Origin of the sequence: Pseudoxanthobacter soli DSM 19599, assembly GCF_900148505.1 — a bacterium.
In the GTDB taxonomy this organism is placed as follows: Bacteria; Pseudomonadota; Alphaproteobacteria; order Rhizobiales; family Segnochrobactraceae; genus Pseudoxanthobacter; species Pseudoxanthobacter soli.
In genome coordinates, this window is sequence record NZ_FRXO01000003.1 from 370,374 (window position 1) to 392,437 (window position 22,064).

At 69.5% G+C, this 22,064-nt stretch carries 16 protein-coding genes and 1 other RNA gene; 8 read left to right on the forward strand and 9 right to left on the reverse strand.

Annotation, left to right across the window (positions count from 1 at the left end; all coding sequences use genetic code 11):
• Positions 1–184: 184 nt before the first annotated feature.
• Positions 185–1,681, forward strand: coding sequence for an MDR family MFS transporter (locus BUF17_RS09295; RefSeq protein ID WP_073627855.1), 1,497 nt, complete (start codon positions 185–187; stop codon positions 1,679–1,681).
• 42 nt (positions 1,682–1,723) lie between these two features.
• Here BUF17_RS09295 and BUF17_RS09300 read toward each other — a convergent pair whose 3' ends face one another.
• The 5 genes from BUF17_RS09300 to ppc all read right to left on the reverse strand — a co-directional run bounded on the left by BUF17_RS09300 (position 1,724) and on the right by ppc (position 8,478).
• On the reverse strand, positions 1,724–2,464 hold the full coding sequence (locus BUF17_RS09300; RefSeq protein ID WP_244530825.1) for a L,D-transpeptidase: 741 nt from the start codon (positions 2,462–2,464) through the stop codon (positions 1,724–1,726).
• Positions 2,465–2,595: 131 nt separating this feature from the next.
• The gene (locus BUF17_RS09305; protein WP_073627856.1) at positions 2,596–3,015 is read right to left on the reverse strand and encodes a response regulator transcription factor; all 420 of its coding nucleotides are present in this window, start codon (positions 3,013–3,015) and stop codon (positions 2,596–2,598) included.
• A gap of 179 nt (positions 3,016–3,194) precedes the next feature.
• Positions 3,195–3,878 carry a response regulator FixJ gene (gene fixJ / locus BUF17_RS09310; RefSeq protein ID WP_073627857.1) on the reverse strand — a complete coding sequence of 228 codons (684 nt, stop codon included), beginning with the start codon at positions 3,876–3,878 and terminating at the stop codon, positions 3,195–3,197.
• Complete coding sequence (locus BUF17_RS09315; RefSeq protein WP_084564326.1) at positions 3,868–5,394, reverse strand: PAS domain-containing sensor histidine kinase; 1,527 nt, start codon at positions 5,392–5,394, stop codon at positions 3,868–3,870. The genes fixJ and BUF17_RS09315 overlap by 11 nt, the downstream gene beginning before the upstream one ends.
• A 270-nt stretch (positions 5,395–5,664) precedes the next feature.
• Positions 5,665–8,478: a phosphoenolpyruvate carboxylase gene (gene ppc, locus BUF17_RS09320; protein ID WP_073627858.1), complete on the reverse strand. Its 2,814-nt coding sequence runs from the start codon at positions 8,476–8,478 to the stop codon at positions 5,665–5,667.
• A 531-nt stretch (positions 8,479–9,009) separates the two neighbouring features.
• On the opposite strand from ppc, the gene BUF17_RS09325 reads away from it, so the two are divergent.
• The 5 genes from BUF17_RS09325 to glcF all read left to right on the forward strand — a co-directional run bounded on the left by BUF17_RS09325 (position 9,010) and on the right by glcF (position 15,889).
• Complete coding sequence (locus BUF17_RS09325; protein WP_073627859.1) at positions 9,010–10,467, forward strand: MFS transporter; 1,458 nt, start codon at positions 9,010–9,012, stop codon at positions 10,465–10,467.
• 95 nt (positions 10,468–10,562) lie between these two features.
• Positions 10,563–11,504, forward strand: a complete 942-nt coding sequence (lhpI, locus tag BUF17_RS09330) for a bifunctional Delta(1)-pyrroline-2-carboxylate/Delta(1)-piperideine-2-carboxylate reductase (RefSeq protein ID WP_073627860.1) — start codon at positions 10,563–10,565, stop codon at positions 11,502–11,504.
• A gap of 320 nt (positions 11,505–11,824) precedes the next feature.
• Positions 11,825–13,279, forward strand: coding sequence for an FAD-linked oxidase C-terminal domain-containing protein (locus tag BUF17_RS09335; RefSeq protein ID WP_073627861.1), 1,455 nt, complete (start codon positions 11,825–11,827; stop codon positions 13,277–13,279).
• Between the two features lie 47 nt (positions 13,280–13,326).
• Positions 13,327–14,517, forward strand: a complete 1,191-nt coding sequence (gene glcE, locus BUF17_RS09340) for a glycolate oxidase subunit GlcE (RefSeq protein ID WP_073627862.1) — start codon at positions 13,327–13,329, stop codon at positions 14,515–14,517.
• 64 nt (positions 14,518–14,581) lie between these two features.
• On the forward strand, positions 14,582–15,889 hold the full coding sequence (gene glcF, locus BUF17_RS09345) for a glycolate oxidase subunit GlcF (RefSeq protein ID WP_073627863.1): 1,308 nt from the start codon (positions 14,582–14,584) through the stop codon (positions 15,887–15,889).
• A 17-nt stretch (positions 15,890–15,906) separates the two neighbouring features.
• On the opposite strand, the gene recR is transcribed toward glcF, so the two are convergent.
• The 4 genes from recR to ffs all read right to left on the reverse strand — a co-directional run bounded on the left by recR (position 15,907) and on the right by ffs (position 19,317).
• On the reverse strand, positions 15,907–16,515 hold the full coding sequence (recR, locus tag BUF17_RS09350; protein ID WP_073627864.1) for a recombination mediator RecR: 609 nt from the start codon (positions 16,513–16,515) through the stop codon (positions 15,907–15,909).
• A gap of 76 nt (positions 16,516–16,591) precedes the next feature.
• Entirely contained in the window at positions 16,592–16,912 is a 321-nt protein-coding gene (locus BUF17_RS09355) for a YbaB/EbfC family nucleoid-associated protein (protein WP_073627865.1), read from the reverse strand.
• A 180-nt stretch (positions 16,913–17,092) separates the two neighbouring features.
• Positions 17,093–19,021, reverse strand: a complete 1,929-nt coding sequence (locus BUF17_RS09360) for a DNA polymerase III subunit gamma/tau (protein WP_073628275.1) — start codon at positions 19,019–19,021, stop codon at positions 17,093–17,095.
• Between the two features lie 198 nt (positions 19,022–19,219).
• Positions 19,220–19,317, reverse strand: an RNA gene (gene ffs / locus BUF17_RS09365) — signal recognition particle sRNA small type.
• 391 nt (positions 19,318–19,708) lie between these two features.
• Between ffs and BUF17_RS09370 the strand changes: the two genes are divergently transcribed.
• A complete protein-coding gene (locus BUF17_RS09370; protein ID WP_073627867.1) occupies positions 19,709–20,596 on the forward strand; it encodes a DMT family transporter in 888 nt (295 codons plus the stop codon).
• Between the two features lie 313 nt (positions 20,597–20,909).
• A complete protein-coding gene (gene zapE / locus BUF17_RS09375) occupies positions 20,910–22,031 on the forward strand; it encodes a cell division protein ZapE (RefSeq protein WP_084564422.1) in 1,122 nt (373 codons plus the stop codon).
• Positions 22,032–22,064: the final 33 nt, after the last annotated feature.

Here is a 22,064-nt window from a genome sequence, read left to right on the forward strand (position 1 = left end):
ACGCGTCCGTTATTATCTTGCCGTCATATCGACGTCCCCGCCCACCTGCGCCGTTCACCTCCTTCTCAGTCTTGCCGGAGGCGGAAGCGGCCCGTTCCGGCGAGCCGTTCCTGATGCCGCGGAGCGTCTCGGGGGAAACATGCCCTCGCGCGACGTCGCTCAGACTGCCTGAAGCTCAGACACCATGACCCAGACCGCATCCCGCCCCTCCGCAAGTGCCCCCGTGCAGCTTTCCCACGCCGATATCCGGTCGATCCTGATCGGGATCATGCTGGCGATGCTGCTGGCCGCGCTCGACCAGACAATCGTGGCAACGGCCCTGCCGACGATCGGCCATTCTCTCGGCGACATGGACGACATGCCGTGGGTGGTGACGGCGTACCTGCTGGCGGCGACCGCGGTGACGCCGCTCTACGGCAAGTTCAGCGACATCCACGGGCGCCGGACCGCGCTGCTTATCGGCATTGCCACCTTCGTTATCGGCTCCATCGCCTGCGCGGTGGCTCCGAGCATGCTGGTGCTGATCGTCGCCCGCGCGGTCCAGGGTCTCGGCGGCGGCGGACTGATCTCGCTCGCCCAGACCATCATCGCCGACGTGCTGCCCCCGAAGGAGCGGGCGCGCTATCAGGTCTATATCGCCGGCGTGTTCATGACCTCGAGCCTCGCCGGCCCGGTGCTCGGCGGCTTCCTGTCGGAGCACCTGCACTGGTCGGTGATCTTCTGGATCAACGTGCCGCTCGGCGCGGCCGCCTATCTCCTCGCCGGCAAGGCGCTGCGGAAGCTTCCGATCAACCACCGCCCGCACCGCCTCGACGTGCTCGGCGCCGTCCTGATGACGGTCGCCACCATCGCGCTGATGCTGGGGCTGAGCTGGGGCGGCGTGCGGATGCCGTGGTCGTCCGCGCCGGTGCTGTCGGCGTTCGCCGTCGCCCTGGTGTTCTCGGTGCTGTTCGCCGTCAGGCTCGCGCGGGCGGACGAGCCGCTGATCCCGGCCGCCCTTCTGCGCAACGGCGTGGTGTGCATGGGCACGGCGGCCGCCTGCTTCGGCATGGGCACCTTCATCGGCCTCAGCATCTACCTGCCGGTCTATTTCGAGATCGGCCTCGGCCTCAACGCCTCCGGCTCCGGTCTCGCGATGATGCCGCTGATGGTCTCCACCGTGGTGGGCGCCACCATCGCCGGCCGCGCGATTACGATGGTCGCCCGGTACAAGCGCATTCCCATTGCCGGGCTCGTGCTCGCGGTCGTTGCCACGGCGATGATGGCCACGTTCGCGACCGTCATGCCGGTCTGGCTCGTCGGCGTCACCACCGCTGTCATCGGCCTCGGGCTCGGCACCGTGCTGCCGGTCACCACGATCGCGGTCCAGAACGCGGTCGAGCCTCACCAGCTCGGCACCGCCACGGGGCTGATGAACTTCTTCCGCCAGCTCGGCGGCGCCATCATCGTGGCGGCGTTCGGCGCGATCGTGCTGGCCGATTCGGGGCGGGCGGCGCTCGGCGGAACGGAGGGCGTCAGCGCGGCCTCGCTGACGCCGCGCGAACTCCTGTCGGTGTTTCCGCACGTGTTCGCGGCCGCTGCGCTCGGCTTCGCCTGCTCGCTGCTGTTCCTCATTCTCATGAAGGAGATGCCGATGCGCGGCTCCTCCCGGCGCGAGACGCACGCGGCCTTCGCGGACTGAGACGGCGCGACCGGGGCCGCGAAGGCGCCGGCCGCCGAAGGCTTATTCGAGCACCACGACCTTGGTGCCCACCGGAACGCGATTGTAGAGATCGATCACGTCCTGGTTGATCATGCGGATGCAGCCGGAGGAAACGGCGTGGCCGATGGTCCAGGGCTCGTTGGTGCCATGGATGCGGTAGTTGGTCTCCCGGCCACCCCGGGCGAGATAGAGCGCGCGGGCGCCGAGCGGATTGCCGAGACCGGGTCCCATGCCGCCGGCATAGGCGCGAAGGTCCGGGTTCAGGGCCATCATGTTGCGGGTCGGCGTCCAGTTCGGCCATTCGGCCTTGCGGCCGATCACGGCACGGCCGCGGAACGCCATGCCCTCCTTGCCGACGCCGATGCCGTAGCGCAGCGCCTTGCCCGGCTCCAGCACCAGATAGAGGAAGCGGTGCTCGGTCTCGATCACGATGGTGCCGGGCGCTTCGTCGCCGGTGAAGTCCACCACGCGGCGCAGGAATTGCGGCTCGATCCGGGCGATGTTGACGGCCGGGATCGGGAAGCGCTCGTTCGGCATCGGTCCGTAAGCCGCGATATAGCGCGGATCCGTGCGGATGTCGTAGCTCGCAGGTCGGCTGATGCAGGCGGCTGCCAGCAGCGGGAGGCCGGCGACGAACGCGCGTCGGCTGAAGGCCACCAGGGCAGTGCGGCCGGGCGTCTGGGACGCGGCCTCTGCGCCGGCTTCCGCTGGCTGCGAGGGAACGCGGGTGGGCATGTCGGCAGGGTCGCGGTCGCTTTTCATGCCCGCACGCTAGCATGCCGGCGGCAATTGCCAACCTTTCGGCAGGCGCCCTCCCCGAGCGGACACGGCCGGAGCCGCCGCGATCTGTTGCGTTGGTTAACCGGCCGTTTCACCGCCGGCGCGGCGGATCCTCAGGCGCCGAGGGGCGGTGGCATGGCCGGAAACGAGCGCCGGATAGCCTCGGCGAGCGTATTGCCGAACAACGGCTTCTCCACGATCGGCACGCCGGCCGCTACGGCCTGGGCCCGGACGCGGCTGGTCGGTTCGGTCGTGATCAGGATGGCGCAGACGTCCGGCTGGATCGCCCGGGCGTGAGCGACGAGGTCGAGGCCGTTCATGCCGGGAAGGTGATAATCGATCACCAGACAGCCGTCGCCGGGGCGGGGGTGCTCCGCGAGAAAGGCGTCGGCGTCGTTGTAGAGCCGCACCTCGTAGCCTTCGATCTCGAGCGCGAACCGCAGCGAGTGACAGACGGCGGGATCGTCGTCGACGATGACGACCAGGCGCCGTTCGTGCCCCCCCGCGATATCGGCCTCGATGCCGGCGCTCATGGCCGTCCACTCATGCACGCCTCGATCCCCTTCACCGCCTGCCGATGCCCCCCCGGCTCGCAAGTCGCCTTCAGCACATCCCAAGGGGAATTGTACCGCCTTGATCTAACTCAACAGCACAGGGAGCGAAGGTCGATTCCAGGAGAGCGACGTCCGCGGGCGAGAGGGCCGGACCCGCATCAGCTCCGCGAGAGATCGTCGGTCGGGATGATCGAGGCGGTCAGCGCCATGCGCACCAGATCCGACAGGCTGGCCGCCTGCATCTTGGTCATGACGTTGGCGCGGTAGATCTCGACGGTTCGCGGCGAGATGCCGAGATCGAAGGCGATGGTCTTGTTGACCTGCCCGACGACGAGCCCTTCCAGGACCTGGCGCTCGCGGGTGGTCAGCGCGGACAGCCGCACCTCGATTTCCGCCTGCTCGACGCGCCGGCGGCTGTTGCGCTCGTTGAGATCGAGCGCCGCTTCCACCGCCGACAGGAGGATGTCGTCGTCGAACGGCTTCTCGAAGAAGTCGAACGCCCCGCTTTTCATGGCTTCGACCGCGAGCGGCACGTCGCCGTGGCCGGTGACGACAATGACCGGGATGGTGAGGCCGACGTCCTTCAGGCGCTGCAGGAGGTCGAGGCCGCTGAGGCCGGGCATGCGCACGTCGGTGATGATGCAGCCGCTGTCCGCCGGCAGGCGCGGCAGCACATCGAGGAAGGCGGTCGCCGATTCGTGGGCGGAAACGGCGAAACCGGCGCTCGCGAGCAGGAAGGACAGCGAATCGCGCACCGCATCGTCGTCGTCGATGACATGAACGAGCGGGGAATGCCCCGCCCCGGGCCTGTGGCCGTCGCGGCCCTGCGCATCAAGACTCATCGGCAAGATCCTCGGCCGTCACGGATCGCAGAGTGAAGCTGAAGACCGTTCCCCCGCCCGGATTTGGTTCCGTCCATATCCGGCCGCCATGGGCTTCGATGATCGTTCGCGAGATCGAAAGACCGACACCCATGCCGTGGCGCTTGGTGGTGACGAACGGCTGGAACAACTGCTCTCTGACCTCCTCCGCAAGGCCGGGACCGGTGTCCGCGACCTTGACGGCGATCATATCCTCCTCCGCCGGAGCGGTGTAGACGACAAGATCGCGCTTCTCGCTGTCCGCCATTGCTTCCACCGCATTGCGGATCAGGTTGAGGAGTACCTGCTGGATCTGTACCTTGTCGACCATGACGAGGTCGCTCGCCGGGTTGAAGACGAACCGCACGCGGATTCCGAGTTCCTTGGCGCCGACGAGGGCGAGCGCGCTCGCCTCCTCGATCAGCTTGCCGAGCGCTTCCACCCGGCGCTCGCTCTCGCCGCGCGTGACGAATTCTCGCAGGCGGCGGATGATCTGACCGGCGCGCAGCGCCTGTTCCGCGGCCTTCTCCAGCGCGTCGCGCAGCATCGGGGCGTGACTGTCTGGGCTCTTCTCCAGGATCCGGCGGGAGCCCTTGAGATAGTTGGCGATCGCCGACAGCGGCTGGTTGAGTTCGTGGGCGAGGGTGGAGGCCATCTCGCCCATCGCCGTCAGCCGCGACATGTGGACGAGTTCGGTCTGGAGTTCCTGCAGCCGCGCCTCGGTTTCCTGGCGCTCCGTCAGATCGCGGACGAAGCCGGTGAAGAACCGGCCGTCCGGCGAGCGCATCTCGCCGACGGTGAGTTCCATCGGGAAGGTGCTGCCGTCCTTGCGCTCGCCGGCGACCACGCGGCCGATGCCGATGATGCGGCGTTCGCCGGTCGCAAGATAGCGGCTGAGATAATTGTCGTGGTTCTCCCGGTTCGGCGTCGGCATCAGCAGGCTGACATTGCGGCCGACCGCCTCCTCCGGCGTGTAGCCGAACAGCCGCACCGCGGCGGGCGAGAACGAGCGCATCGTGCCCTTGGCGTCGATCACGATCGTGGCCTCGGGCACGGTGTCGAGGATCGACTGCAGATGGGCCTCGCGTGCCAGCAGCGTGCGTGTGCGCGCCGCCGCGATGCGGCGCTCGCCTTCGAGCCGCAGCGCGATCCTGAGCGCGGCGGCACAGCCGATCACGAACGCGGTGACGACGGCGGTGTCGGCGCCGGTGAACCCCACGCCGTGGTAGAGCCAGGCCGGCCCGGCGACGAGGCTGGCGGCGATGGCCACGATCCCCGGTCCGACGCCACGCCCCGCCGCGATCACCACGGCGACGCCCAGGAACAGGAAGACTGCACCGCCGACGGCCGCGGCACCGAGGACGCTCGAAGCCGCGATCGCCACCGCCGGGCCGGCGATCGCGACGGCATAATCCGCCACCCGCCGGCGCATCGCCGTTTTGGGATCGTCGAGGACCGGCGCGGAAGCCTCCGGGGCCAGATTCAGACCGTTCACCATCGCTTCTCGCACCACCGGTCGGCACGCCCACGCGGGCGCCCGGCCTCGCCCGTCACAGCCGCCCGGTAGGGTCGCGGCGCTGCGACGCCTGCCCGCGCTAACGGAAAGACGCCGGGCTTCACGGGCGGGCGCTTTCCTCCCGATCGGAAAGCGCTTTAGAGCATATCCCGTTCAGATCGGAGCGATCTGAACGACAAGGATATGCTCAAGCTTTTGAATCTGGAGCGATTTCTGGTCGATCTGATGATTCCATCAGATCGGAAAGCGCTCCTAGCCGCTGTTTCGCAGGCCGGCGGAGATACCGTTGATCGTGAGCTGGATGCCCGTCAAGACGTTGGCGTTGGTTTCGCCCTCGGTCCGGTGCTGCTTCAGAAGCTCCACCTGCACATGGTTCAGCGGGTCCATGTAGGGGAAGCGGTGGCGGATCGAGCGCTCCAGCAGCGGATTGTCCTCAAGAAGCCTCGTATGGCCCATGATGGTCTTCAAGGCCTCGATGGACGCGCGCCATTCCGCTTCGATGCGCGGGAAGATGGCGGCGCGCAGCTCCTCGTCCTCCACCAGCTCGGCATAGCGCGAGGCGATGGCGATGCTGCTCTTGGCGAGCACCATGTCCATGTTGGAAAGCTGGGTGCGGAAGAACGGCCATTCCCGGTACATCGCCTTCAGGAACGGGTAGCCCCGTTCGGGATTCGCGGCGAGCCAGGCGTTGATCGCGCTGCCGAAGCCGTACCAGCCCGGCAGCATCAGCCGGCACTGCGCCCAGGAGAACACCCAGGGAATGGCGCGCAGGTCCTCGATGCGGCGGGTCTTGCGCCGGGCCGCGGGCCGGGAGCCGATATTGAGGGTGGCGATCTCGGAGATCACGGTCGATTCCCAGAAATAGGTCTCGAATCCCGGCGTCTCGTAGACGAGGCCGCGATAGGCGCGGAACGCCGCGTCCGAAATCTCTTCCATCGCCGTCAGGTAGCTCTCGTCCGGCGCGCTGTGCTTGGGCTGAAGCAGCGCGGCGTCGAGGGTGGCGGCGGCGAGGATCTCGAGATTCGCCCGGCCGACCTCCGGATTGGCGTATTTGGAGGAGATGATCTCGCCCTGCTCGGTGATGCGGATCTGGCCGTCCACCGCCCCGCCCGGCTGGGCGAGGATCGCGTCGAAGCTCGGGCCGCCGCCGCGGCCGACCGAGCCGCCGCGGCCGTGGAACAGCCGCAGCCGCACGCCATGGCGCCGGAACACCTCGATCAGCCCGATCTCGGCCTTGTAGAGTTCCCAGCCCGACGTGACGAAGCCGCCGTCCTTGTTGCTGTCGGAATAGCCGAGCATCACCTCCTGCACGTCGCCGCGGCTGCGCACCAGCTCGCGATAGGCCGGCAGCGACAAGAGCGCGTCCATCACGCCCGCGGAATTGCGCAGGTCCTCGATGGTCTCGAACAGCGGCACGAGGTGCACGCCCGAGCGGACGCCGGACCCATCCCGGGGGCGGACGATGCCCACCTCTTTCAGAAGCAGCGCGAGTTCGAGCAGATCCGACACGCCCTGCGTCATGGAGATGATGCAGGTGGTGATGACCCAGTCGCCATAAGCGGCCTTGGCGGCGGCGGCGGCGCGGAAGATCTCCATCTCGCCCCGGGTCTCGTCGGTATAGTCGACGAACGGCGAACTCAGCAGCCGCTCGGTGCCGAGTTCGTCCACGAGGATGGCGATGCGCTCCTCCTCGCCGAGATCGAGATAGCGGGTTCCGGGCTCCACCGCCTCGAACAGCTCGGCCACCGTGCGCTCGTGGACGGCTGAGTTCTGCCTGAGGTCGAGGCTCGTCAGGTGGAAGCCGAAGCAGTCGAGCGCGCGGCGCAGGGTGCGCAGCCGCCCCCGGGCGAGGATCTTGGCGTTGTAGGCCTTGAGCGAGGCATCGATCACGGCGAGGTCGGCGGCGAAGTCCTCCGCCGAGCGGTAGGCCGGCGCAGCACTCACCGGCGGCCGGGCGCCGTCGAGGCAGTCGAGCGCGTCGGCGGTGGCGTAGACGCGCGCATAGATGCCGCTGAGCGCCAGCCGGTAGGGCTCGCCGCGGCGGTGGGCGGAGGTATCCGGCGAGGCCGCCGCGAGCTCCATCAGGGCCGCCGTCGCCGGGATCACGTCCTCGGCGATGGAGAGTTCGCCGCCGAGCGTGTTCAGCTCGTCGAGATAGAACCGGAACGCCCGCCGGGAATGCATCTTCACCGTCTGACGCAGCACCTCGGCGGTAACGAAGGGGTTGCCGTCGCGGTCGCCGCCGATCCAGCTTCCCATCCGCAGGAACGAGGCGATCTCCTCGCCCGCGACCACGGCATCCTTGCCGTCGAGGGTCGCAAGCGCGTCCTCCAGCGTCGCATAGAGCTTCGGCAACGCCTTGAGGAAGGTGGAGCCGTAATAGGAGACGCCGTTCGCCACCTCGTCGAGCACCGTCAGCTTGGTCTGGCGCAGCATGTTGGTCTGCCACAGCGTCAGCACCGCCCGCTCCAGCGCCTCGTCGCGCTCGGCCGCCTCGTCCGGCGTCAGCCGCACGCGCCCCTCGTCGGCGATCAGCGCCGCGATCTCCATCTCGCGGTCGAGCGTGCTCTTGCGGCGCACCTCGGTCGGATGCGCGGTCAGCACCGGGCTGATCAGGGCGGCATCGAAGAAGGCCCGCAGCTCGTCCGGCTTGAGGCCCGCCGCCGTCGCCCGGCCGAGCGCCTCGGCGAGCGTGCCGCGCGCGGGCGACGCGCCGGCCAGCGCCAGATCGCGCCGGCGGCGCTGGTTGTGCTGGTCCTCGGCGATGTTGGCGAGATGGGAGAAATAGGCGAAGGCGCGCACGATCGGCACCGCGTCGTCCGCCGTCAGCCCGGAGAGCATCGCCTCCAGCTCGCCGCGCGCGGTCTCGTCGTCGCCGCGATGGAACCGCACCGACATCTGCCGGATGTGCTCGACGATATCGAAGATGCGCTCGCCGCGGTGTTCGCGCACCGTATCGCCCAGGAGCCGCCCCAGCCGGCGGATGGTGTCGCGAAGGGCCTTGTCTTCCTCCTGGCCGCCGACCTGTTGCACGTCGTTCAGCGTCGAAACCGGATGCAGCGACATCGTCGAATCACTCCTGGATGAAGAAGCCGGCCTTCTCCGCAGCCCGCGCAAACGCAGGTCGCGAGCAAGCCGGGGCCGGCATGGTCCATTCAAGTTTCTTGCCGCTTTCGTGTCGCGGCGGGGAAGGCTGCGGTGCGGACGGCAATCGGGAGGCGCCGCCGCTGCGACGGCGGGACGTGCCATCGAACGTTGCAAACATTTTAATCACGTCGCGCGACGATGCACGCGGGAAGCGCGGCGATCGCCGGCCCGCGGGCGCGGCATTTCGCTGCCGCCCTGCGGGCGCCGAAGGACTTGCGACATATGCAAACTTGTGCCGGATGGCGGCGCTGCCATGCAGCGCCCAATCTTGCGGTGGAACGCGGCCGGCGCGATAACGCCCGTGGCCTGCCGGCAAAGGACGTATCTGCCGCGCCAGCCCTGTTGTTCCGCTTCCTCTTCCCCCGCGTCGTGCCCGCCCGAAGCCGACAGCACACCGCGGCCCCCTGCGCCGGCCAATGCCGCGCGGGCGTATGAAGGCGCGTTGCCGCGATGGTCGACCATTCCGCAGACGGGTTTTCCCACGGCGCCGGCAGACGCCCCAGCTACCGCATCACGGCGGTCATCATTGCCGGCGCTCTGTTCATGGAGCATCTGGACGCGACGATCCTGACCACCGCGCTACCGAGCATGGCGCAGGATTTCGGCGTCTCTGTCCTGCACATGAGCGTGGCGCTGACGTCCTATCTGATCGCGCTCGCGGTGTTCATTCCGGCAAGCGGCTTCGTGGCCGACCGGTTCGGCTCGCGCAATGTGTTCGCGACCGCGATGGGCCTGTTCGCCCTCGGCTCGCTGATGTGCGCGTGGTCGGGCAATCTCGGGGTCCTGGTGTTCGCCCGGCTCGTTCAGGGCATTGGCGGGGCCATGATGATGCCCGTCGGCCGGCTCGTGCTGCTGCAGAGCGTCCACAAGCGCGACTTCGTCGCCGCCATGGCCTGGATGACGGTGCCGGGACTGGTCGGCCCGATGGTCGGCCCGGTCGTCGGCGGCTTCTTCGCCACCTATCTCTCCTGGCACTGGGCGTTCTACGCCAACCTGCCGCTGGCGATCATCGGCATCCTCTGCGCGTTCTCGTTCATCGAGGACGTGAGGGGGCCCGCGCCCGGCCGGTTCGACAGCTTCGGCTTCGTCCTGTCCGGCCTGTCGCTGGCCTCGCTGGTGTTCGGGCTGGAAACCCTGAGCCGGCGCGCCGGTTCTGACGAGGTCGCGTTCTGCCTGATCGGCGTCGCGGTGATCTTCGCGATCCTCTACGTGATGCACGCCCGCCGCCATCCCCATCCCATCCTCGACCTCCGGCTGATGAAGGTGAACACCTTCGCGGCCTCGGTCTATGGCGGTTCCCTCACCCGCATTTCGGGGGGCGCCCTGCCCTTCCTGCTGCCGCTGATGATGCAGATCGGCTTCGGCATGAGCGCGGTCGAAAGCGGCCTCGTCACGCTGGCGAGTTCGGCCGGTGCGCTGTCGATGAAGATCGTCGCCCGGCCGATCCTGCGGAAGTGGGGTTTCCGCCAGTCCATGATCTGGAACGCGGTGTTCTCGAGCGCCGCCATCGCCCTCATCGGCGCCTTCCGGCCGGACTGGCCGCTTGCCGCGATCTACGCGGTGCTGGTGATCGCCGGCTTCCTGCAGTCGCTGATCTTCACCGCCTGCAACACGGTGGCCTATGCCGACCTGCCCTCGGACAGGATGAGCGCCGCCACCAGCCTCTACACCACCGTGCAGCAGATCATGCTGTCGCTCGGCGTCTGCACCGCCACGGCCGCGCTCGCCGGCTCGGTGGCGCTCGGCGGCCGCACCGCAGAGCAACTCGCCCTGCCGGATTTCTCGGTCGCCTTCGTCGTCATCGCCGCGATCTCGATGCTGGCGCCGCTGTTCTACGCGCGGATGCCGGCCGATGCCGGGTCCGACATGAGCGGCCATACGCCGAAGGCCGCCCGACGGCGGCCTTGACCCGTATCGCAGGCGCCCCGAAAACGAACCTCATTGAACCGGGTTCTCCGGCGGCGCGGCCGTTCGGTCTGCCGGACATGCGAAGCGAGGCAGACATGAAGGTTTTCGATGCTGAAGCAGTCAGGAACGGCCTGCCGTGGCCCGCGCTCGTCGCGGCGCTGCGCGAGATGTTCGTGACCGGCTGCGAAAGCCCGCCGCGCCCGCACTACACCATCGAGACCGCTGACGGCCCGCCGGCGACACTCCTGCTGATGCCGGCATGGCGTCCAGGCGGTCCGATCGGCGTCAAGTTCGTCAACGTCTTTCCCGGCAACGCCGCTCGCGGGCTCAGCGCGATCTCCGCCGCCTACATTCTCAGCGACGGCACGACCGGGGCGATGCTGGCGCAGATCGACGGCGGCGAACTCACGCCGCGGCGCACCGCGGCCGCCTCGGTGCTGGCGGCGACCTTTCTCGCCCGTCCCGATTCCGCGACGCTCACCGTGTTCGGCACCGGCAACGTCGCCGCGAATCTGATCGAAGCCTACGCGGCGCTGTTCCCGATCGAGGCGGTGCGCGTGGTCGGGCGCGATCCCGAGCGCACCCGGCGGTTCGTCCAGCGCTTCGCGCACCTTCCGCTCTGCGTGGAAGTCGGCGCCGATCCCGAGCGCGCGGTCGCCGGCGCCGACATCGTCACCGCCGCGACGCTCGCCACCGCGCCCATCATTCCCGGCGCGGCGCTGTCGCCCGGCACCCACGTCGATCTCGTCGGCGGCTTCCGGCCGGATATGCGCGAGGCTGATGATGCCGTGTTCGAGCGCGCCACCTTCGTGGCCGTCGACACCCGCGAGGGCGCACTGAGCGAGGCCGGCGACCTGATCCAGCCGCTCGCCTCCGGCGTGCTGGACATGGCCCGCATCAAGGTCGACCTGTTCGAACTCTGCCGCGGCACCCGGGCCGGCCGGACCGACCCCGCGGAGATCACGGTGTTCAAATCGGTCGGCGCCTCGCTCGAAGACCTCGCCGCGGCGAGCCTGCTGGTGCAGCAGAACGCCTGATCGCCCCAGGGCGCCTAATAGAAACGGAACGCCTGCTCGCAACAGGGCGCCGGGACGCGGCAGCGCTGGCCGTTCTTGCCGCCACGGCAAAGGTGTAACGACGGCGAGGGGGCTGGCCGCGCGGACCGGCTTTCGCCATTGTGGCTCACGGACGCCCGGACAGCGACGACGGCCCGATCGGGCGGACAGAAAACAACGACAGGGCAGGCACGCATCGCCGCACGGCGCCGCGACGAAGCTGCCCGGAATGATCGCGCCGGCACTCGCCGGCATCAGCCACGGTGCGACGCGACCTCGCGCGCCGGGCGGGAGGAAAGCCGATGACCGCCATAGCCTTTCCGGTGCCCGATTCCGCGATTCTCGCCCGCCGCGACGAGATCGTCGCCGGCCTATCCCGGCTGGTGCCTCCGGAGTGCCTCGTCACCACCGAAAACGAGCGCCGCGCCTTCGAAACGGACGCTCTGACCGCCTACCGCCGCATGCCGCTCGCCGTCGTCCTGCCGCGCTCCACCGCCGAGGTCAGCGCGGTGCTGGCCTTCTGCCACCGGGAAGGAATCAAGGTCGTGCCGCGCGGAGCCGGAACCTCGCTCGCCGGCGGTGCGATCCCCCAGGAAGACGCCGTCGTGATCGGCGTCGCCAAGCTCAACCGCATCCTCGACGTCGATTTTCCCAACCGCACCATGCGGGTCGAAGCGGGCGTCACCAACCTCGCCATCACCGGCGCGGTGGCCCCGGACGGGTTCTTCTACGCGCCGGACCCGTCGTCCCAGCTCGCCTGCACCATCGCCGGCAATATCGGCATGAACTCCGGCGGCGCCCATTGCCTGAAATACGGCGTCACCACCAACAACGTTCTCGGCGTCACCATGGTGCTCGTCGACGGCACGGTGGTGGAGATCGGCGGGCCGGCGATGGACGCGCCCGGCCTCGACCTGCTCGGCCTCGTCATCGGCTCCGAAGGCCAGCTCGGTATCGTCACGGAGGCGACCGTGCGCATCCTGCCGGCGCCGGAGGGGGCGCGGCCGGTGCTGTTCGGCTTCCGGACCAGCGAGGAGGCCGGGGCCTGCGTTGCCGCCATCATCGGCGCCGGCATCATTCCCGTCGCCATGGAATTCATGGACAAGCTCGCCATCGAGATCTGCGAGGCCTTCGCCAACGCCGGCTACCCCCTCGATGCCGGCGCCCTCCTCATCATCGAGGTGGAGGGATCCGAGGCGGAGATGGATGCGACGCTGGCCCGCATCGTCGAAATCGCCCGCGCCCATGGCGTCGAGACCATCCGCGAATCGAAGTCCGCGATGGAGACGGCGGCGATCTGGAAGGGGCGCAAATCCGCCTTCGGCGCGACCGGGCGCATCGCCGACTATATCTGCATGGACGGCACCATCCCGACCGGACAGCTGCCGCTGGTGCTGGAGCGGATGAGCGAGATCGTCGCCTCCCACGGGCTGCGCGTTGCCAACGTGTTCCATGCCGGCGACGGCAACCTCCACCCCCTGATCCTGTTCAACTGCAACGATCCGGTGGAGCAGGAAAAGGCCGAGCGCGCCGGCGAGGACATCCTCAAGCTCTGCGTCGAGGTCGGCGGCTGCCTCACCGGCGAGCACGGCGTCGGCATCGAGAAGCGCGATCTGATGACGGTCCAGTTCAACCCCACGGACCTCGCCCAGCAGATGCGGGTGCGCGCCGTGTTCGACGAGGACTGGCTGCTCAATCCGGCCAAGGTCTTCCCGCTTGAAGGGCGGTTGCCCATCGAACGCCGACCGCACGCCTGATCGTCCAGACAAGCCGTCGCGACAAGGAATTCCGAAGCAAGGCCGCCATGACGCTGTTCACGCCCGCCACCGAAGACGAGGCCGCGGCCATCATCCGCGACGCCATGGGCGACAGGCGCCCGCTGGCGCTTGCCGGCGGCGGAACGCGCGCCGGGCTCGGCCGTCCCGTCCAGGCCGCCGACACGCTCGCCACGACCGCGCTCGCGGGCATCACGCTCTACGAGCCGGCCGAACTGGTGATCGGCGCCCGCGCCGGCACGCCGCTCGCCGAAATCGAGGCCGCCCTCGCCGAACGTGGCCAGATGCTGCCGTTCGAGCCGATGGACCATCGCGCGCTTTACGGCACCGCGGGCGAACCCACCATCGGCGCCGTCGCCGCCGGCAACGTCTCCGGCCCGCGCCGGGTGCAGGCCGGCGCCGCGCGCGACCATCTGATCGGCGTGCGCTTCGTCAACGGCCGCGGCGAGGTGGTGAAATCCGGCGGGCGGGTGATGAAGAACGTCACCGGGCTCGATCTCGTCAAGCTCTCCGCCGGGGCGCTCGGCACCCTCGGGCTCCTGACCGAGGTGGTGTTCAAGGTGCTGCCGCGGCCGGAGGCGCGCCTGACGCTCGGCTGGCACGGCCTCGACGATGAAGCCGCCGTGGCGCTGATGAGCGCGGCGCTCGGCTCGCCGTTCGAGATATCGGCCGCCGCCCATCTGCCGGCCCCGGTCAACGGCGGCCGCGCGCTGACGCTGCTGCGGATCGAGGCGGTCTCCTATTCCGTGGAACACCGCGCGAAGGGCCTCGCCGCGCTGCTGGCAGGCCACGGCCAACCCGACCGGCTGCCGGTGGAGACGGCCGATCCCCTGTGGCGCGCGATCCGCGACGGCGAGCCGGTCGCGGCGGACGCGGCCCATGCGGTGTGGCGGCTGTCGCTGCCGGCGACGCGTTCCCCGGCCGCCCTCGCCGCCATCCGCGACGGGATCGACGGCGCGACCTGGTTCTACGACTGGGGCGGTGGCCTGGCCTGGCTTGCCGTGCCGTCACAGGGCGATGCGGGCGCGGCAATCGTCCGCGCCGCCATCCGCGGCTTCGGCGGCCACGCCACGCTGGTGCGGGCGCCCGACGCGGTGCGGACGTCGGTCGACGTGTTCGAACCCCTGTCCGAGCCGCTGATGGCGATCACACGCGGGCTGAAGGCGAGCTTCGATCCGGCCGGAATTCTCAATCCCGGCCGGATGTACAGCGGTTCATAAGCCGGCAAATTATAGCCGTGAATTTTGGTGTGGGCGACAGCCTCGCGCCGCCGGAGACGGAACGATGCAGACCAACTTCACCGCGGACCAGCTGGCCGACCCGCAGACGGCGGCGTCCGAGCGCATCCTCAGGGCCTGCGTTCATTGCGGCTTCTGCACGGCGACCTGCCCGACCTATCTCCTGCTCGGCGACGAGCTCGACTCGCCGCGCGGCCGCATCTACCTCATCAAGGACATGCTGGAATCCGGCCGGCCGGCGACGGAGGAGGTGGTGCGCCACGTCGACCGCTGCCTCTCGTGCCTGTCCTGCATGACGACGTGCCCCTCGGGCGTGCATTACACGCACCTCGTCGATCACGCCCGTGCCCATATCGAGAACACCTACGAGCGGCCGTTCACCGACCGTCTGCTGCGGGCGACGCTCGCGAAGATCCTGCCCTATCCCGGCCGGTTCCGCCTCGCGCTCATGGCCGCGCGGCTCGCCCGCCCGCTCTCGGGCCTCGCCGCCGCCGTGCCCGCGGTCGGCACGCGGCTCTCGGCCATGCTGGCGCTCGCGCCGAAGCGGCTGCCCCGGCCGCAGCCACGCGGACCGGCGCGCCCGGCAACAGGTGCGAAGGGTCGCGTCGCCATTCTGGAGGGCTGTGCCCAGCCGGTGCTGAACCCCGGCATCAACGCCGCGGCGCGACGCGTGCTGGTGCGCCACGGCATCGAGATCGTCACCCCCCGCGGCGAAGGCTGCTGCGGCGCGCTCGTGCACCACATGGGCCGCGAGCACGATGGCCTGGCGTTCGCCCGCCGCAACATCGATGCCTGGTCGGCCGAGATCGAGGCCGGCGGGCTGGACGCCATCCTGATCACCGCGTCGGGCTGCGGCACCACCATCAAGGACTACGGCTTCATGCTGCGCGAGGACCCGGCCTATGCGGCGAAGGCGGCCCGTGTCTCGGCGCTGGCGAAGGACGTGACGGAATATCTGGCGACGCTCGACCTCGCCGTCGCCCCGCGCGCGACGAACCCCGTGGTCGCCTATCACTCCGCCTGCTCGATGCAGCATGGCCAGAAGATCACGGACCTGCCGAAGACCCTGCTGCGCAAGGCCGGGTTCACGGTGAAGGACGTGCCGGAATCCCACATCTGCTGCGGCTCGGCCGGCACCTACAACCTGCTCCAGCCGGAAATCTCCGGCCGGCTGCGCGAGCGCAAGGTGAAGAACATCGCCCGCACCGGGGCCGACGTCATCGCCGCCGGCAATATCGGCTGCATGGTGCAGATCGGCCTCGGCACCGGCACGCCCATCGTCCACACGATCGAGCTGATCGACTGGGCGACCGGCGGCCCGATGCCGGAAGCGCTCGCCGCCCGCGCCGCCTGAACGGCGCCGTCCCGCTGTCAGAACGGCCGGCGCTGGCGGATCGCCGCGGAAAGCGTGCCCTCGTCGAGATAGTCGAGTTCGCCGCCGACAGGCACGCCATGGGCGAGGCGCGACACGGCGACGCCCGCGTCGCGAAGCTGATCGGTCAGATAGTGCGCCGTGGTCTGGCCCTCGACGGTCGCGTTCACCGCGATGATGACCTCCGTGACCAGCGGATCGCAGGCCCGGCGGACGAGGCCGTCGATGTTGAGCTCCTCCGGACCGATGCCGTCGAGCGCCGAAAGCGTGCCGCCGAGCACATGGTAGCGCGCATTGACCGCCTCCGCCCGCTCCAGCGCCCAGAGGTCGGACACATCCTCGACCACCACGATCACCGAGGCGTCGCGCTTCGAATCGGTGCAGATGGTGCAGGGATCGCAGCTGTCGACATTGCCGCATTCCGAGCAGACGCGCACCGTCTCGACCGCCCTCGCGAGCGCGGCCGATAGGGGCTCCATCAGCTGCTCGCGGCGCTTGACGAGCGCGAGCGCCGCCCGGCGCGCCGAACGCGGCCCGAGCCCCGGCAGCTTCGCCAGAAGCTGGATCAGGCGCTCGATTTCCGGACCGGCGACGGCGCGAGGGGCCATGAGACACTCATGTTGAGAGCGGCACGCCCTCGAAATCTAGAGCGACATGCGTGCGGAAAGGACGAGATAAGCCGGCTCAGAACGGCAGCTTGAAACCGGGCGGCAGGCCGATATCGCCCATCAGCGCCTGGGTGCGCTCGGTCAGCAGCAGTTCGGCCTTGGTCTTGGCCTCTGTGTGGGCGGCGACGATCAGGTCCTCGAGGATCTCCGTCTCCTCGGCCTTCATCAGCGACGGGTCGATCGAGATGCTCTTGAGCCCGCCCTTGCCGGTGAGCGTCACCCTGACGAGCCCGCCGCCGGACGCTCCCTCGACCTCGACCGAGGCGACCTCGTCCTGGAGCGACGCCATGCGCTCCTGAAGCTGCTTCGCCTTCGTCATCATCTTCAGGAAGTCCATGGCCGTCTCGGTCCTCTCGATGGGATTTGGGGGCCCGGCAAGGTCGGCGCGACCGGCGGGCACAAGGCTCAAGCCGCAGATATCGTCCGCCGGGGGCTCCGGCGCAACCCTCGCGGCGCGTTTCCTTGCGGATGCGGCGCCCGTCGGGTGCGGCGGGTTCGCCGGCCCGGGGAGCGGGGGCTACAGGCTGTCGAAGTCGAAATCGTCGTCGAACGCCCGGTCGTCCGCGCCGCCGGGATCGGCCAGCACCGGATCGTCCTCGAACCCGTCGGTGTCTTCCACCGGTGCGGGGGTGAACCCGCCCGCCGCATCCTCGCCATTGCGGATGCTGACATTGACGATCTTCGCGCCCGGGAACCGCGCCATCACCGCCAGCACCAGCGGATCGGTCTCGGCATCGGAGCGCCGCTGCGCGTCGGCCTGCTGGCGTTCCTCGTACAGCGTGCGCGCGCCGCCGCCGCGCGTGACCGTCACCACCCAGCGCGTGCCGGTCCAGTCGGTCAGCTTGCGGCCGAGATCGCCGGCGAGATCGGGCGCGGCGTCCGGCGTCGGCTCGAACTCGATCCGGCCCGGCTCCAGCCGCACCAGCCGCATCTGCCGCTCGACGGCGAACTTGAGGCGGATGTCGCGCCGCTCGGCACAGGCGGCGGCGATGTCTTCCAGCGACCGGAACGGGCCTGCTTCGGGCGCGGCCGGCTTCGGCGCGGGTTCGGCAACGGGGCTCGGCACGGCGGGAGCGGCCGCGCCATGGGACGGCGCCGCGATACGCAGGGCAGGACGGCCGCCGGCATCGCCGCTGGCCGCGAGCGACCGGCCGCCGACCGCGTCCGCGGGCGCCGGCCCGCCGCCGCCGCCAGCGGTCGCGGATGAACCGCCGGACGGACCCGGCCGTGAGGGCGACGGCGAACCCGCTGCCGTGGTTCCAGCCCCGCCGCCGTCGCGGAAAGCGCGGATCGCTTCCTCCGGCGTCGGCAGGTCGGCGACATAGGCGAGCCGCACCAGCACCATCTCGGCCGCCGCAAGCGGACGGGGCGAACCCTGCACCTCGGGGATGCCCTTCAGGAGAAGCTGCCACGCCCGCGTCAGCACCGCCACCGAAAGCTGCGCGGCGAACGCGGTGCCGCGCTTGCGCTCGATCTCGGTGAGCGTGGCGTCGTTCGCCGCCTCGGGCACGATCTTGAGCCGGGTAACGAGATGGACGAAGGCCGCAAGGTCCGACAGCACCACAGAAGGATCGGCGCCGATCTCGTATTGCGCGGCGAGTTCCTTCAGCGCCGCGGCGGCGTCGCCCCGCAGCACATGCTCGAACAGGTCGACGACGCGGGCGCGGTCGGCAAGGCCGAGCATCGCGCGGACTTCCTCGACATTCACCCGTCCGGCGCCGTGGGCGATGGCCTGGTCCAGCAGGGACAGGCTGTCGCGCACCGAACCCTCGGCCGCGCGCGCAATCAGCGCCAGCGCCTCGCCCTCGACCTCGACGCCTTCCTTGGCGGAGATGCCGGCGAGATGGCGCACCAGCACGTCGGCCTCGACGCGGCGCAGGTCGAACCGCTGGCAGCGCGACAGCACGGTGACCGGCACCTTGCGGATCTCGGTGGTCGCGAACACGAACTTCACGTGCTCGGGCGGTTCTTCCAGCGTCTTCAGCAGGCCGTTGAACGCCGCCGTCGAGAGCATGTGCACCTCGTCGACGATATAGACCTTGTAGCGCGCGGAAACCGGCTTGTAGCGGGATGCCTCGGTGATCTCGCGGATGTCGTTGATCGAGGTGTGGGACGCCGCGTCCATCTCGATGACGTCGACGTCGCGGCCCTCCATGATCGCGTCGCAGTGCAGCCCCGGCACCTTCATGTCGACCGTGGGGCGGTCGATGGCGCCGGGCACGACATAGTTGAGGGCGCGGGCGAGAATGCGGGCGGTCGTGGTTTTGCCCACGCCGCGCACGCCGGTCAGCATCCAGGCCTGCGGAATGCGGCCGGATTCGAACGCGTTCGAGAGCGTGCGCACCATCGGCTCCTGGCCGATGAGGTCGTCGAACGAGCGCGGGCGATATTTACGGGCGAGAACGCGGTAGGGGGCGGCGGCGGTCGCGGAGGGGGGCGGCGGCATGCCGTCCTCGTCGACGAACAGGCCGGCGGCATCGAGCGCGGGGTACGCGGCTTCGTCCTTCGCGGCGGCTTGGTCCTTCGCAGAGGCTTGCGACCCTTCCCGGGCAGGTGACCTGCCGGCACCCGCATCGCCAAGAAGGTTCGAGCCGTCTCCGTCCATCAACCGAGCCCGGTCAGCGTTTCAGACATGAATCGAAGGGTGGGAGGCTGGCACGATGACCCGTGCCGCATCTCGTTGGGGCTGCTTCCTTCCGGACCTGACCCGGTTGGCGAGTGGCTCGTCCACCACCAACCTCCCGTCCTCTATATCGTCGAGGCGGACGCCGTTGGCAAGACGGGGTTTGCCATCCGGCCGCAACATTTGCCGTCACGGCCGATCGGGCGCGGCCCGGTGCACCGTCAGGACGAAGGCCGGCCGCGGCGCCGGCAGCGGGCGGCATTCGGCGAGCATCCGGCGCTGGCGCGCCTCTCCGCCCGCGTCACGATGCCGTCGCCGCCGATGACCGGCGTGTCGAAACCACCACGATCTCGACGCCTCGCGCGCACTTGCCATCGTGCCTTCCCGCCGGTCGCGAGCGCGGAAGGGACAGGGCGCCTCTTCAAAGCGGGTTCGGTTCGATGCTATGGCAGGCGCCGTCTGCCCAATTTTTCATCGCGTGGGGCGGAACCGAACGGATCATCCGCCATCATGTCGCGCCTTTCCGCCAATGCCCTGCTTCTCCTGGCCGCCGCCATCTGGGGTGGCGCCTTCGTCGCCCAGGCCAATGCCATGGCCCATGTCGGGCCGGCCTGGTTCACGGGGCTGCGCTTCATTCCCGCCTTCCTGGTGGTGCTGCCGCTCGGCCTCATCGAAAGCCGGCGGGCGGCGCGGCCGCTGACGCGGCGGAACTGGCTCTCGCTCATTCCGCTCGGCCTGTCGTTCACCGCGGGCACGCTCCTGCAGCAGATCGCCGTCGTCACGACGAGCGTCACGCATGTCGGCTTTCTCACCGGGCTTTACGTGCTGTTCGTGCCGGTCCTCGAACTCGTGGTGTTCCGCCGCCCGCCGCATTTTCTGGTGATCCCGGCCGCCCTCTCGGCACTCGCCGGCACCTGGCTGCTGGGCGGCGGGCTCGACGGACTGATGCTCGGCGACATCCTCACCATCGTCGCCGCGCTCTGCTTCGCGGTCCAGATCATCCTGATGGACCGCTATGTGCGGGCGACGGGCCGGCCGGTGGCCGCCGCGCTCGGGCAGTCGCTCGTCTGCGTGGCGATCGGGCTCGGCGCGGGCGCGGTGTTCGAGCCGATCGATTGGAACGCCGTGATGGCGATCCTGCCGGAACTCGCCTATGCGGGCATCCTGTCCGGTGGCGTCGCGTTCCTGCTTCAGGCGATCGGCCAGCAATATACGCCGGCACCGGATGCCGCGGTGCTCCTGATGGCGGAATCGCTGTTCGCGGCGCTGTTCGCCGCCCTCCTGCTCGGCGAGCGGCTCACAACGGCAGGCTGGGCGGGATGCACGCTCCTGTTCCTGGCCCTGGTGACTGTCCAGCTCGGCCCCCTCGTGCGGCTGCCGCGCTTCCGCGCGCGCTGAGGCCGCCGATCCGGGCCTTTCGGCCCTTTCCGGCGGCATGGCGTTGCGCGCGGGGCTGGAACCCGCCGGCAGGCGGTTCCGCCGGCGCCCGAAATCGTCTAGAGCATGTCCCGCCCGGATCGCCCGATGCGGGCTGCAACGTCATGCTCCAAAGCGCTTTCCGGATGGCCGGGGATTTCCGTCCGGCCGGAAACCCGCCGGAGCTTGAGCCTCACGTCCGCATCGTCCCCGGCGCCTCTCCGGCGCTGCCATCCGAACAGGTTTCCCCGTGACCGAGCGGCTCATCCGCAAGCCCGGCGTCAAGGACCGCTACATGGCGAAGGTCGCGTCCGGCGAGATCGCCAGCGACCCGGCCCAGCTCGCCGTGGCGGAAAAGCTCGACGCCCTGATCGACCGCCTCGGCGAGGCGAGGCTCGCCACCAAGAAAAGCGCGCTCGGCTGGCTGTTCGGCCGCAACCGGGCCGGCGCTGGCGCCGAGCCGGTGAAAGGGCTCTATGTCTGGGGCGAGGTCGGCCGCGGCAAGACCATGCTGATGGACCTGTTCCACGACGCCCTGCCGATCGCCGCCAAGCGGCGCATCCACTTCCACGGCTTCATGGCCGACGTCCACGCCCGCATCTACAAGGTGCGAACCGCCATCGCCGAGGGCACGCTCAAGGGCGACGACCCGGTTCCCCCGGTAGCGGAGGAACTCGCCGCCGAAGCCCGGGTACTGTGCTTCGACGAGTTCGCCGTCACCGACATCGCCGACGCCATGATCCTCGGCCGGCTGTTCACCGAGCTGTTCGCCCGCGGCGTCGTCCTGGTCGCGACCTCCAATGTCGCCCCCGACGATCTCTATCGCGACGGCATCAACCGCGGCCATTTCATGGGCTTCGTCGCCCTTTTGAAGCGCCATGTCGATGTCTGCCGTCTGGACGCCCGGGAAGACTACCGGCTTGAGAAGCTGGCGGGCCGGCCGCTCTATTTCACCCCGCTCGATTCCACCGCCGAGGTCGCGCTCGACCGCCTGTTCCTCGCCCTCACCGGCAAGGCGCGCGGCGCGCCGGAAACCCTCGACGTCGACGGCCGCAAGCTCGTCGTGCCGGAGGCGGTCGGCGGCGTCGCCCGGTTCCATTTCCGCGATCTCTGCGTCGCCGCCCTCGGCGCCCACGATTATCTCGCCATCGCCCGGCGGTTCCACACCGTGGTGCTCTCCGGCGTGCCGGTGATGAGCCCCGACACCCGCAACGAGGCCAAGCGCTTCATCATCCTGATCGATGCGCTCTATGACGGCCACGTGCGTCTCGTGCTCTCGGCCGCGGCCGAGCCCCAGGCCCTGTTCGCGGGCTCGGATTCGACCGAGGCGTTCGAGTTCCAGCGCACCGCTTCGCGGCTGATCGAGATGCGCTCGGCCGCCTATGTCGCGAGCGTCGAAGGACCGCCGATGACATGATGCCGGCCGAAACGCGTTCCGGCCGCGGAGACC